The organism is Nocardia sp. NPDC051981, from assembly GCF_040680715.1.
Lineage (GTDB): Bacteria > Actinomycetota > Actinomycetes > Mycobacteriales > Mycobacteriaceae > Nocardia.
In genome coordinates this window covers 183,896-196,326 of sequence record NZ_JBFAXK010000003.1, presented here as the reverse complement: position 1 = coordinate 196,326, position 12,431 = coordinate 183,896, and the positions used below count along the sequence as shown (strand labels likewise).

Annotated in this window: 13 protein-coding genes; 4 read left to right on the top strand and 9 right to left on the bottom strand. The window is 66.4% G+C overall.

The window, feature by feature from the left end; all coding sequences use genetic code 11:
• Positions 1-57 precede the first annotated feature (57 nt).
• From trxB to AB0L60_RS07965, 3 genes are all read left to right on the top strand, one after another.
• Positions 58-1,041: a thioredoxin-disulfide reductase gene (gene trxB / locus AB0L60_RS07975; protein ID WP_364609047.1), complete on the top strand. Its 984-nt coding sequence runs from the start codon at positions 58-60 to the stop codon at positions 1,039-1,041.
• Between the two features lie 11 nt (positions 1,042-1,052).
• Entirely contained in the window at positions 1,053-1,391 is a 339-nt protein-coding gene (gene trxA, locus AB0L60_RS07970) for a thioredoxin (protein ID WP_354849029.1), read from the top strand.
• Positions 1,392-1,611: 220 nt separating this feature from the next.
• Positions 1,612-2,808, top strand: a complete 1,197-nt coding sequence (locus tag AB0L60_RS07965) for an N-acetylmuramoyl-L-alanine amidase (protein ID WP_364609043.1) — start codon at positions 1,612-1,614, stop codon at positions 2,806-2,808.
• A 103-nt stretch (positions 2,809-2,911) separates the two neighbouring features.
• Here the strand turns inward: AB0L60_RS07965 and AB0L60_RS07960 are convergent, their stop codons facing one another.
• The 9 genes from AB0L60_RS07960 to rpmH all read right to left on the bottom strand — a co-directional run bounded on the left by AB0L60_RS07960 (position 2,912) and on the right by rpmH (position 9,654).
• Positions 2,912-3,631 (bottom strand): GNAT family N-acetyltransferase, encoded by a 720-nt coding sequence (locus AB0L60_RS07960; protein ID WP_364609041.1) that lies wholly within the window; start codon positions 3,629-3,631, stop codon positions 2,912-2,914.
• A 160-nt stretch (positions 3,632-3,791) separates the two neighbouring features.
• On the bottom strand, positions 3,792-4,808 hold the full coding sequence (locus AB0L60_RS07955; RefSeq protein WP_364609038.1) for a ParB/RepB/Spo0J family partition protein: 1,017 nt from the start codon (positions 4,806-4,808) through the stop codon (positions 3,792-3,794).
• Between the two features lie 51 nt (positions 4,809-4,859).
• On the bottom strand, positions 4,860-5,882 hold the full coding sequence (locus tag AB0L60_RS07950) for a ParA family protein (protein ID WP_364609036.1): 1,023 nt from the start codon (positions 5,880-5,882) through the stop codon (positions 4,860-4,862).
• A 296-nt stretch (positions 5,883-6,178) separates the two neighbouring features.
• On the bottom strand, positions 6,179-6,916 hold the full coding sequence (gene rsmG, locus AB0L60_RS07945; RefSeq protein WP_354849015.1) for a 16S rRNA (guanine(527)-N(7))-methyltransferase RsmG: 738 nt from the start codon (positions 6,914-6,916) through the stop codon (positions 6,179-6,181).
• A 156-nt stretch (positions 6,917-7,072) separates the two neighbouring features.
• The gene (locus tag AB0L60_RS07940) at positions 7,073-7,609 is read right to left on the bottom strand and encodes a protein jag (RefSeq protein WP_354849012.1); all 537 of its coding nucleotides are present in this window, start codon (positions 7,607-7,609) and stop codon (positions 7,073-7,075) included.
• Between the two features lie 30 nt (positions 7,610-7,639).
• Positions 7,640-8,728, bottom strand: a complete 1,089-nt coding sequence (yidC, locus tag AB0L60_RS07935; protein ID WP_364609032.1) for a membrane protein insertase YidC — start codon at positions 8,726-8,728, stop codon at positions 7,640-7,642.
• 4 nt (positions 8,729-8,732) lie between these two features.
• A complete protein-coding gene (gene yidD / locus AB0L60_RS07930; RefSeq protein WP_354849007.1) occupies positions 8,733-9,053 on the bottom strand; it encodes a membrane protein insertion efficiency factor YidD in 321 nt (106 codons plus the stop codon).
• On the bottom strand, positions 9,050-9,421 hold the full coding sequence (rnpA, locus tag AB0L60_RS07925; protein ID WP_364609027.1) for a ribonuclease P protein component: 372 nt from the start codon (positions 9,419-9,421) through the stop codon (positions 9,050-9,052). Before rnpA ends, yidD begins: the two co-directional genes overlap by 4 nt.
• Before the next feature lie 89 nt (positions 9,422-9,510).
• Positions 9,511-9,654, bottom strand: a complete 144-nt coding sequence (gene rpmH / locus AB0L60_RS07920; protein WP_033085250.1) for a 50S ribosomal protein L34 — start codon at positions 9,652-9,654, stop codon at positions 9,511-9,513.
• Between the two features lie 535 nt (positions 9,655-10,189).
• Between rpmH and dnaA the strand changes: the two genes are divergently transcribed.
• On the top strand, positions 10,190-12,154 hold the full coding sequence (gene dnaA, locus AB0L60_RS07915; RefSeq protein WP_364609022.1) for a chromosomal replication initiator protein DnaA: 1,965 nt from the start codon (positions 10,190-10,192) through the stop codon (positions 12,152-12,154).
• The last annotated feature ends 277 nt before the right edge of the window (positions 12,155-12,431 follow it).

Genomic DNA, 12,431 nt, shown 5'->3' with positions numbered 1-12,431 from the left:
CCGACACGCTCACGCTCGAGCGATCGAGATTCTGTACAACAGCTTCGGAGGGCCACCTTGAGCACGCCTGTTCGCGACCTGATCATCGTCGGTTCCGGTCCGGCCGGCTACACCGCCGCGGTGTACGCCGCCCGGGCGGAACTGGAACCGCTGCTCTTCGAGGGCACCCAGTTCGGCGGCGCGCTCATGACCACCACCGAGGTCGAGAACTTCCCCGGCTTCCGTGAGGGCATCATGGGCCCCGACCTCATGGAGGAGATGCGGGAGCAGGCCAAGCGCTTCGGCACCGACATCCGCACCGAGGACGTCGACGCCCTCGACCTGACCGGTCCCATCAAGAAGGTGACCGTCGGCGGCGAGGTCCACGAGGCCTACGCTGTGATTCTCGCCATGGGCTCCGCGGCCCGCTACCTGAACGTCCCGGGCGAGCAGGAGCTGCTCGGCCGCGGCGTCAGCGCCTGCGCCACCTGTGACGGCTTCTTCTTCAAGGGCCAGGACATCGTGGTGGTCGGCGGCGGCGACTCGGCCATGGAGGAGGCGACCTTCCTCACCAAGTTCGCCAGCTCGGTGACCATCATCCACCGCCGCGAGGAGTTCCGAGCCTCCCGCATCATGCTGGAGCGGGCCAAGAACAACGACAAGATCCGCTTCGTCCTGAACTCGGAAGTCGTTGCGGTGCACGGGGATACCGCGGTCACCAGCCTGACCCTGCGCGACACCCGCACCGGCGAGACCTCCGAGCTGGCCGCCACCGGCCTGTTCGTCGCCATCGGCCACGACCCGCGCAGCGAACTGGTGCGCGGCCAGGTCGATCTGGACGACGAGGGCTACGTGCTGGTCCAGGGCCAGAGCACCTACACCTCGCTGCCGGGCGTCTTCGCCGCCGGCGACCTGGTCGATCACACCTACCGGCAGGCCATCACCGCCGCCGGTACCGGCTGCCGCGCGGCCATCGACGCCGAGCGCTGGCTCGCCGAGCAGGGTGACATCACCACCAACACCCTCGATCACGCCGGTCAGCCGGTGGAAGTGAACAACTAAAGGAGCTAGGCATGTCCGACGCCAAGACCGGTGCCACCAAGACGGTGACCGACGCCACGTTCGCCGACGAGGTATTGCTCAGCGAGAAGCCCGTTCTCGTCGACTTCTGGGCCGCCTGGTGCGGCCCGTGCAAGATGGTCGCACCGGTGCTGGACGAGATCGCCGCCGCCAACACGGACAAGATCACCATCGCCAAGGTGGACGCCGACAACAACCCCGAGACCGCGGCCCACTACGGCATCATGTCGTTGCCTACCATGGTCCTGTTCCAAGGGGGCAAGGAAACCAAGCGGATCGTCGGTGCGAAGGGCAAAGCTGCCCTCTTGCGCGAACTGGAAGAAGTTCTTTAACGACGCTGGATAGAATTTCGGCGCCAGCGGGAGCCCACGTGGTTACGCAAGCTGCCTCCTTCGACCCCTGACGCGGGCGCCAGGGTTAGGATGCCTGCACTCGACAGTTGCCGAAATTCGGTCCGGGTCTGAAACAATCGTTCGACGCTCCGGTCGTGCGTAGGTATGAACCGCCGCATGAATGGGTACCCGGGTTGGCGGAAGGAAAGGGCTCTCACGCATGCACCGACTTCGTCACGGCGATACAGGACCAGCCGTAGCAGAGGTTCGGAGCACCCTGGCAAGCCTCGGGTTCCTGCATTCCCGCCCCAACAGCGACCCCTCGGGTCCGATCGGGGAGTACTGGAAGGACGCCGACGCGATCTTCGACCATGACCTGGACTCCGCGGTGCGTGCCTTCCAGCAGCACCGCGGACTCCTGGTCGACGGCGTGGTCGGTCCGGCGACCTACCGCGCGCTGAAAGAGGCGTCCTACCGCCTCGGCGCGCGGACCCTCATCTACCAGCTGTCCGCACCGCTGTACGGCGACGATGTCGCCACTCTGCAGCGGCGACTGCAGGATCTGGGCTTCTACGTGCACCGGGTGGACGGCTATTTCGGCCCGCACACCCACGACGCGCTCACCTCGTTCCAGCGCGAGATCGGGCTGTCCTCGGACGGCATCTGCGGTCCCGACACCCTGCGCTCGCTGGATCTGCTGGGCGCCCGCGTCACCGGTGGCAACCCGCACCGCATCGCCGAGGAAGAGGTGGTGCACCGGGCCGGGCCGCAGCTCACCGGTAAGCGCATCGTCATCGATCCGGGCCTCGGCGGACCCGACAAGGGCTCCGCGGTGCCGACCGAATTCGGTGACGTCTACGAATCGGAGATCCTCTGGGATCTGGCCAGCCGGCTCGAAGGACGCATGGCCGCAACCGGTATGGAGACCTTCCTGTCCCGGCCGTGGGGGGCCAACCCCTCCGATGCCGAACGGGCCGAGACCTCCAATACCTTCGACGCGGACCTGATGATCTCGCTGCGCTGCGCCAGCAATGACAGCGGTGCCGCCAGCGGCGTGGCCAGCTTCCACTTCGGCAACTCGCACGGCTCCACGTCCATGATCGGACAGGTGCTGGCCGGGTTCATCCAGCGCGAGATCGTGGCGCGAACCTCGTTGCAGGACTGCCGGACCCACGCCCGCACCTGGGATCTGCTGCGGCTCACCAAGATGCCGACCGTCCAGGTCGACATCGGCTACCTGACCAGTGATTACGACTCCTCGGTGCTGACCAACCCGCGCATGCGCGACGTGATCGCCGAGGCCATCCTGATCTCCGTGAAGCGGCTGTACCTGCTGGGCCAGGACGACCAGCCCACGGGGACATACACATTCGCCGAACTGCTCGCCGAGGAACTGGCGGCCGCGGACCGGCTCTGATGTTTCACATGAAACAAACCCCTCCAACCCATTCGGGCTGGAGGGGTTTTTCGTTGGGGGAGTGGGAACCCTGGGCGGTCTACCGCGTCTCGATGCGGATGGGCTACCGCGTGGCGATGCGGGTGGGCATCGTCAGCGCAGCCGCCGCGAGGAGCTGATCAAGCGCCCGCTCGACGTCTTCCTTCCACAGGTGCTCGTGATCCAATTCCAGACGCAGGCGCGGGAATCGATGATGCGAGGCGACCACCTTGAAACCGACGTCCTCCAGGAAGTCGGCCTCGATCATGCACTGCTCCGGCGAACACCCGGACGGGGCAGGCGCGGGGGAGCGGCGCGGCGTGCCGATCCGCTCGCGCAGGGTCATGGAACCGATGGCCGGCATCGCGGTGGTCGGCGGATCCTTGCGAATGCCGAAAGCCTCGATGGCCCGCACGCCGCGGCGCACCAGATCGCCCACCACGGCCTGAATCAGCTGCAGGGCTATGTCGGTGTCGCGGTAGGGCATTTCGGCGCTCAGCGTGGTCAGCAGCACCGCATCCGGGCTCACCGGGGAGGTGGGGAAGAGACCGGCACGCGGTACCGCACTGGGCGGCGCATAGAGCGCGCAGCCCGCCGGCCGGTCATCCACCACGGCGACCTGTCCGCACGACCCCCACTGCAACATGACAGTGGAGAGCCAGGCCTCCTTCTCGAAGGTCGGGTCACTGAAGCTATGGGAATCCGCCGCCACCGCCGGATCGATCTCCCAGAACACGCACCGCCGCGCATGTGCCGGAAGTTTGTCGAGTCCGCCGAGGGTAAGTGCGGTCACGCTGGTCGACACCGCTCTGCTCAGCCTCCAGCTGTCTGATTCATCCACACTCACGCCGCATCACACAGTGCTCGCCAAAAAGAATAAGCGATCAACGCTTTACGCCTCTCCAGGGCCATGAACCCGAACGTCACAGTGACGTTTCCACTGTGACCCTCGGGGTGGACCCACTCTAGGGCTTCGACTGCTCCATGAGACTGACAATTCGCTCGAGATCATCGATGGAGCCGAACTCGACCGTGATCTTGCCCTTACGCTTGCCCAGACTGACCGTCACCCGGGTGTCGAAGGACTCCGACAACCGCTCCGCCACGTCCTGCAGACCCGGCATCTGAATCGGCTTGCGCTTGGGCGCCGGGGGAGCGACCGCATCCGGATTCCGGTTCGCCAGGGTGACGGCTTCCTCGGTCGCCCGGACCGACATGCCCTCCGCCACGATCCGTGCGGCGAGGGCCTCCTGCGCGTCGGCCCCCGCCTCCAGGGCCAGCACGGCACGGGCATGCCCGGCCGACAGCACGCCGGCCGCCACCCGGCGCTGCACCGGAATCGGAAGCTTCAGCAGGCGAATCATATTGGTGACGACCGGACGCGAACGGCCGATGCGCGTGGCCAGTTCCTCGTGGGTGACGCCGAACTCCTCCAACAGCTGCTGATAGGCGGCCGCCTCTTCGAGCGGGTTCAGCTGCACCCGATGGATGTTCTCCAGCAACGCGTCCCGCAGCATGGAGTCGTCCCCGGTCTCACGCACGATGGCCGGGATGGCGGGCAGGCCCGCCTCCTGGCTGGCTCGCCACCGCCGCTCGCCCATAATGAGCTGATAGCGGGGGACCGGCGCGGACTCGACCTGACGCACCACGATGGGCTGCATCAGACCGAATTCCTTGATGGAGTGCACCAGTTCGGCGAGCGCCTCTTCTTCGAAGACGGTGCGCGGCTGTTTGGGGTTCGGCTCGATCTGCTCCGGCGGGATCTCCCGGTAGACCGCACCCGCGTCCCTGCCGTCGACGGCCGACTCGACCGGATCGGGAACCCGATGCAGATGCGCCGACCCCGGCTGCGGACCAACCGGATCCAGGCCGATGACGACATTGGCGGCGGCACTGCCGAGCCCGCCGGGCGTGGTCGCCGGGCCGGTCGGGATCAGTGCCGCGAGGCCGCGCCCCAGTCCACCCTTCTTCGCCTGACTCATCGGCCTACCGACCCCTTCCGTTGTTCACCGTTCACCGCCACCGAGATTCACCTACACACCGGATTGTGCGTCCGAAACGGACGCCGGCGCAGTCTGGCGCGCCGAGCTACGCGCCGCGATCTCACGTCCGGCATCGAGATAGCTCATCGCACCCCGCGAGCCCGGATCGTAATCGAGGACGGTCATGCCGTAGCCGGGAGCCTCCGACACCTTCACGCTGCGCGGGATGACCGCGCGCAGCACCGCATCTCCGAAGTGCGAGCGCACCTCCTCGGCCACCTGATCGGCGAGCTTGGTACGGCCGTCGTACATGGTGAGAACGACGGTGGAGACGTGCAATCCGGGATTCAGATGTGCCTGCACCAGACCGATATTGCGGAGCAACTGACCCACGCCCTCGAGTGCGTAGTACTCGCACTGGATGGGGATCAGCACCTCCTTGGCGGCGACCATCGCATTGACGGTGAGCAGACCCAGCGACGGCGGGCAGTCGATCATGACGTAGTCGATGTCGTACCCGGCGAGATTGGCCTCCTGGATGGCGGCCTTGAGCCGGCCCTCGCGGGCGACCATGGAGACGAGTTCGATCTCCGCGCCGGCCAGGTCGATGGTGGCCGGGATGCACAGCAGCCGTTCATTGTGCGGGCTCTGCTGGATAGCGTCGCTGACCGAGCACTCGCCGATGAGGAGTTCGTAGCTGGAGGGGATGCCCGAGTGGTGCTCGATGCCGAGGGCGGTGCTGGCATTGCCCTGCGGGTCGAGGTCGATGACGAGCACCCGCATGCCCTGAATGGCGAGCGCGGCAGCCAGATTCACGGCCGTCGTGGTCTTGCCCACGCCGCCCTTCTGATTGGCGATGGTGATGATGCGCTGTTCCCGGGGACGCGGAATCTGGGCATTGGTGCCCGACAGCACCTGACTCGCGCGCTGCGCCTCGGCGGCAATCGGGGTGTCAGCGGAGATGTTCCCGAACGGGGTACGGCTGAACTCGTCGGTATCGAAGGGACCGCTATCGAGCATGCCGGGAACCCGGGACGTTGTTTCCCGTGAAACATTCGCCGGACCGTTGGACATACAGGCTCCTAACCCGAAGAACTCAAAGACACATGGCCGAGCAGAATTTCGCGCACCTGGCAGCAACGGCCGCGACGCTGCGTTGTCACCGAGGGCTGGCTCGAATCGGCTGGAAGTCGTTCACGCTCGACGTTCATTAGCTTGCCAGTAGAGGACACAATACGGAAGTTGAACGGGCAGCTTCGCACCGCGACACGCCTCGAGTCGGGGAAACTCACCCGCGAAACCACTCAAAGATCGCAACCGGCTTCATGTTTCACATGAAACATCGCAACCCCGGAGTCGCCCGAGCTTCGTCAGTGACGCTTCGGACGACCGGTCCCACGACCCCCGCCCTTGCGCTCCGCGCGGCGCTCAGCGCGCGCCAACCGCTCGGCACTGATGACATAGGTCGGCGTCTCGAGCACTCCCACACCACATTCCAGGACCTCGGCGTGCCCCGCGCCCGCCTTGGTCAGGTCGTCTCGATCGCGCTCGAGTTCCTCAGCGGCGCTGATTCCCTTGAGCGCCAGCATCCGTCCGTGTTCGTGGACCAGCGGCATGGACCACCCCGCGAGCTTCGCCAGGGGAGCGACCGCACGGGAGGTGACGATGTCCGCGCCGCCCGCCTCCTTCTTCACACCGGCCTGCTCGGCCCGGCCGCGCACAATGAGGACATTGTCGAGTCCGGCCTCGGCCACGAACTCAGCCAGGAAGACGGTCCGGCGAAGCAGCGGCTCCACCAAGGTGATTCGGAGATCAGGGCGGGCAATCGCGAGCGGGATGCCGGGCAGGCCCGCCCCGCTGCCGATGTCGACCACGCGCACGCCGTGGGGGATCAGGTCACCGATCACCGCGCAGTTGAGAATGTGGCGATCCCACAGCCGGGGGACCTCACGCGGGCCGATCAGTCCGCGCTCCACGCCCGCGGTGGCGAGGGCGGTGTAGTAGAGCCGGGCCTTGTCGAGCCGATCGCCGAAAACGACCGCGGCCGCGGCCGGGGGATCGACCGGACCCGGAGCGGTCATCTCGGTGTCAGGTTCCACGTGAAACATCCTTCCGAACGAACTTGCCCAACCCATGGAGGACTGTCGGGGATCATGCCCCGAACCCCCTCGCACGGTGGCGAATTGCGACGGGGGACGACTTCAGATAAGCGTAGGGCCCCCGGGTCTCTGCAACCCGGGGGCCCTGCCGTATGTGTCCGCGTGTCAGGCGGGGAGTACCACCACGCGACGGTTCGGCTCTACGCCTTCGCTCTCGCTCACCACACCGTCGAGGGCAGCCACGGCGTCGTGGACGATCTTGCGCTCGAACGGGGTCATGGGAGCGAGGGCCTCACGCTCACCGGTTTCCAGCACGCGCTTGGCCGCCTCGGTGCCGAGCGCGCTCAGTTCCGAACGACGATTCGCGCGCCAGCCCGCGACATCCAGCATGAGCCGGCTGCGCACGCCGGTCGCCTGCTGCACGGCCAGCCGGGTCAGCTCCTGGAGCGCGTCCAGCACCTCACCCCGTCGACCGACCAGCTTCGCCAGATCCTTGCCGCCGTCGATGCTCACGACGGCGCGGTCGCCCTCGACATCGAGGTCGATATCACCGTCGAAGTCGAGCACGTCCAGCAGCTGCTCGAGGTAATCGCCGGCGATCTCACCCTCTTCGATGAGCGCTTCCTCGGCGTCGGTCGCGGCGTCCGGTGCCGCAGTCGCTGCCGTCACAGTGGGTTCCCCTCCGTCGGTTTCAACAGTCATGGTTGTTTCCTTCATCTGGAGTTGTAAGTCTCAGCGACGCCGCTTCTGGTTGGCGCGGCCACGATTACCGGAGCGCTTCTTGCCGGTGCTCGGCCGGGCGCCGGGCGCGGGCTTGGCACCATTCTGCGACGCTTGCGGCGCGTCGGAGACGGCGTCCTCGACGGCATCGGCGGGGGCGTCCTCGACCTTGGCGGCCGCCTGCTTCTTGCGGACGTCGACGGGCTTGGCGCCCGGCTTCGGGGCGTTCTGCGCGCGACGCTCCAGGGCCGCCTTCTTCTTCTCTTCTTCTTCCTTCTCGATGCGGCCGAAGACGAGGTGCTGCTGCCCGTAGGTCCAGATGTTGTTGGAGACCCAGTAGATCAGGATGGCGACGGGGAGGAACGGACCACCCACGAGCACGCCGAGCGGGAAGACGTACAGCGCCAGCTTGTTCATCATTTCGGCCTGCGGGTTGGCCGCGGCCGCCTCGGACTGCCGCTTCACCGAGGCGCGGGCGTTCATGTGGGTCGCGACACCGGCGATCACCATGAGCGGGATCGAGACCAGAGCGATGGCCAGCTTGGTCGGCACGCCGCCGTAGTCGGCGAAGGACTGCAGCACGGTGGCGGGCTCGGTGATGTAGGCCGAGAGAGGAGCGCCGAAGAGCCGGGCGGACAGGAAGGACTGAACGTCGGCCGCGGAGAAGATGTAGTTCGGGGTGTGGGCATTGTCGTAGGGCGTCATGCCCAGCTGCCCGATCCCGTGGCCGGTGCGGTTGAACGACCGCAGCACGTGGAACAGACCCAGGAACACCGGAACCTGCAGCAGCACCGGCAGACAGCCCATGAGCGGGTTGAAGCCGTGTTCCTTCTGCAGCTTCTGCATCTGGACCGTCATCTCCTGACGGTCGTTCTTGTACTTCTTCTGCAGCTCCTTGATCTGGGGCTGCAACTCCTGCATCTGCCGGGTGGTGCGCACCTGCTTCACGAACGGCTTGTAGAGCACGAGCCGCAACGTGAACACCAGGAACACCACGGCCAGTGCCCAGGCGAATCCGCTGTTCTTGCCCAGCACATACCCGAATGCCTGGTGCCAGAACCACAGAATGGCCGACACCGGGTAATAAATGAAGTCGAGCACGGCGCTATGCACTCCCGTCGTTCGTATCGCCGGTCACCGCGGGCGATGATCCTTCGTAAGCTGATGCCGCGTGCCGGTGCTTGCGCTCCGGTACGGGGTCCCACCCACCAGGGTGCCAGGGCGCACATTTCGCCAATCGGACGGCCGTCAGTCCGAGCCCGACGAACAGTCCGCGGGTGCGCAGCGCCGTCACCGCGTACTCACTGCACGAGGGAGTGAATCGGCACACCGGCATGCGGGTGGGGGAGATATAGGTCCGATACAGCTCGATGAGGAATATCAGAGCTTTGGCCGGTATCCGGGCAGCGGCGCGCAGGGCGTTCATGACAGAGCGCCGAGCTTACGCAAACCGCTGTGCAATTGACGCAGCAGTTCGTCGGAGGGCGCGTCGGCCGCACCCGGCAGGGCGCGAATGACGATGTCTGCGCCGCCGGGCAATTCGGCCGTCAAGCTTGCGCAGATATGACGCAGGCGGCGGGCCACCCGGTGGCGTACCACCGCCGGACCCACCGCCTTGCTGACGATCAAGCCGAAACGCGGACCGCCCACCCGGATGGCCGGGGTCGATCCGCTCGACTGATCATCGTGTAGCAGTACGTGCACAACGAGGTCCCGTCTCCCGATCCGCCGGCCCTGGCGCACCGTCCGGGAAAAGTCGATGCGCCGGTGCAGCCGGTAGGGCTCAGGCAGCACCTGAGCATCCAGCGGAGTGCGGGCGGATGGGGGACCGGAGACCGGACGGCGAGTCGTACATACGACGCCGCATCCGGGGGGTTGCCGAATCAGGCCGTGAGCTTGGCGCGGCCTTTGCCACGGCGCGCCGAGACGATGGCACGACCCGCACGGGTCCGCATCCGAAGACGGAAGCCGTGGACGCGCGCCCGACGACGGTTGTTCGGCTGGAACGTCCGCTTGCCCTTGGCCACGGTCAACACTCCTCTAGGTGGTGGGCATCCGGTGACGCCCGAAGCTTGTCGGTGAAACAGTGCTCTCGAGGGACCTGGGTCTCTCGGCGCAATACCCTTGTCGGCACGGGCAGCAGACAGCCGCCATCGCACCACAGGGTGACTGTAGAAGGGTACTTACCCCCTGGACGAGGGTCAAACTCGGGGGTCGAGGCCCGATTTCCATACTGGATCGATCGTTCCGCGTGGCGTTTGCTGCGGGTTCGTGTCGCGGCGCGGGCGTCGTGTACGGTCCTTTCCAGTCCTTCTCTGCAACTGCGGTTGACTTTGCCAGCCGATTGCTGTGAACCCGCAGGTACGCGCCGGATTCGAGGAACCAGACACGCGGTTGCGTGTATCCCCAGGTTGTCCACATCTGTGGATAATTGTGTGGAAAGACCCCTGGAGTGGCATATTCGTAGGGCCGACGGTGACTCGCCGACGCCCGGTGACTGGGGGAGCCGAGCAGCGCAGACCGTCTGCTCCTATCGACCTACATCCGGGGAGGACTACGTTCGTGGACGACGAGCAGAATGTGCTGACGGCTGTCTGGCCCGAGGTGATCGCCGAGTTGGCGAGTGGTTCCGCGGACGGGGAGATCCAGCCGGTCAGCAAGGCCCACAAGGCGTGGCTGAACACTATCGAACCGATCACCTTCGCGCAGGGCTTCGCCCTGCTCTCGGTGCCGGGCACGATGGCGCAGGTGACGGTCGAGCGGGACCTGCGGGAGCTCATTCTGCGATCCCTGGCCCGTCGCGGTCTGCAGGTCGAGGGCCTGGGCGTGCGCATTCGCGCGCAACAGCATCCGCCCGCCGGTCGCTCGGGGAATGCCCCGCGGCACGCGCGCATGACCTCCCGGCCCGAACGCCCGCGCGAACCCGAACCCGCGCCTCCCGCGTATCCGGCCGAGCCGCCGCTGGGCGAGCGTCCACAGCCCATGTATCCGAGTCCGCAGGAGTACGCGGCACCGCGCTACCTCCCTCCCCAGGACTACCCGGCCGAGTACGACGAGCGCGATGCTTATCCACCTGTGGAATTCGGGCAGCCGCCGATGGCCGAAGAGTTGCCGATGTCGGCGCCGGACCGCACGATGCCGGTCGGGGAGCCGCCCGCGCCGCCCCGGCGCCGCGACAACCACCGCAGCGCGCCCATGCCGCCCGGGCAGGAGTCGCTGTTCTCGCCGGATCCCGAGGACGAACCCGTCCGTACCGCCGCGCAGCGGTATTCCGACGAACCGCAGCGCTATGCCGATGAACCCGCCCCGCAGCGGTACTCGGACGAGCCCGCGCCCCAGCGTTATTCGGACGAACCCGCACCGCGTTATTCGGAGGAACCGGCCGCGCGCCGGCCGGTGGACGAGGCGCACGACGACGAGCCGGTGGTCAATGTCCGCAATTCGTGGCCGACCTATTTCAACCGGACGCCGGAACGCGAGCCCGCGCCCGCGCCGTCCTCGGCCAGCCTGAACGCGAAGTACACCTTCGACACCTTCGTCATCGGCGCCTCGAACCGCTTCGCGCACGCTGCGGCGGTGGCCATCGCGGAGGCGCCGGCGCGCGCCTACAATCCGCTGTTCGTCTGGGGCGCTTCGGGTTTGGGCAAGACACACCTGCTGCACGCGGCCGGCCACTACGCCCAGCGGCTGTTCCCGGGCATGCGGGTGAAGTACGTGTCCACCGAGGAATTCACCAACGACTTCATCAACTCGCTGCGTGATGACCGGAAGGTGGCATTCAAGCGCCGCTACCGGGAGACCGACATCCTGCTGGTCGACGACATCCAGTTCATCGAGGGCAAGGAAGGTATCCAGGAGGAGTTCTTCCACACCTTCAACACCCTGCACAACGCCAACAAGCAGATCGTGGTGTCCTCCGACCGGCCGCCCAAGCAGCTGGCGACGCTGGAGGAGCGGCTGCGCACCCGGTTCGAGTGGGGGCTCATCACCGATGTGCAGCCGCCGGAGCTGGAGACCCGTATCGCGATCCTGCGCAAGAAGGCCCGCATGGACCGCCTGGACGTGCCGCACGATGTGCTCGAACTGATCGCCAGCCGGGTGGAGCGCAATATTCGCGAGCTGGAGGGCGCGCTGATCCGCGTCACCGCGTTCGCGTCGCTGAACGGGCAGCCGCTGGATCTGTCGCTGGCCGAGGTGGTGCTGCGGGATCTGATGCCCGACACCGCGACGCTGGAGATCACGGCGGCCACGATCATGGCCGTGACCGCGGAGTACTTCAACACCACGCTGGAGGAGCTGACCGGTCCCGGCAAGGCGCGACCGCTGGCGCAGGCCCGGCAGATCGCCATGTACCTGTGCCGTGAGCTCACCGATCTGTCCCTGCCCAAGATCGGCCAGGCCTTCGGCCGCGACCACACCACGGTCATGTACGCGGAGAAGAAGGTGCGCAAGGAGATGACCGAGCGGCGGCGCGTGTACGACCAGGTTCAAGAACTCACAGCCCGAATCAAACAGCGTTCGCGCTGATCCACAGTCCACAGGACCCCACGTCGTCTGACGTGGGGTTCTTTGTTTTCCGGGGTTGTGGATTCCTCGAGGAGTCCTCGAGGAAGGTATGTGGACTCCTCGAGGAATCCCACTGTTGTCCACCGGGTTGCCCCCAAGCCGTCATGCACAGGGGTGCACAACTTTTCGTGCACAGTTCTCACAGGTGGATTCATCCTCGAGGGCTGACCTGCCCGGATGCGCTCAGCGGCTTGTGGATTCCTCGAGGAGTCCATGTCAGGTCCTCGAGGAATCCTCG

Coding starts and splice junctions, on each gene's coding strand:
- rsmG (WP_354849015.1), bottom strand. CDS start 6,916: ATGTTTCACGTGGAACCTGACACCGAGATGACCGCTCCGGGTCCGGTC.
- trxA (WP_354849029.1), top strand. CDS start 1,053: ATGTCCGACGCCAAGACCGGTGCCACCAAGACGGTGACCGACGCCACG.
- yidD (WP_354849007.1), bottom strand. CDS start 9,053: ATGAACGCCCTGCGCGCCGCTGCCCGGATACCGGCCAAAGCTCTGATA.
- AB0L60_RS07965 (WP_364609043.1), top strand. CDS start 1,612: ATGCACCGACTTCGTCACGGCGATACAGGACCAGCCGTAGCAGAGGTT.
- AB0L60_RS07950 (WP_364609036.1), bottom strand. CDS start 5,882: ATGTCCAACGGTCCGGCGAATGTTTCACGGGAAACAACGTCCCGGGTT.
- AB0L60_RS07940 (WP_354849012.1), bottom strand. CDS start 7,609: ATGACTGTTGAAACCGACGGAGGGGAACCCACTGTGACGGCAGCGACT.
- AB0L60_RS07955 (WP_364609038.1), bottom strand. CDS start 4,808: ATGAGTCAGGCGAAGAAGGGTGGACTGGGGCGCGGCCTCGCGGCACTG.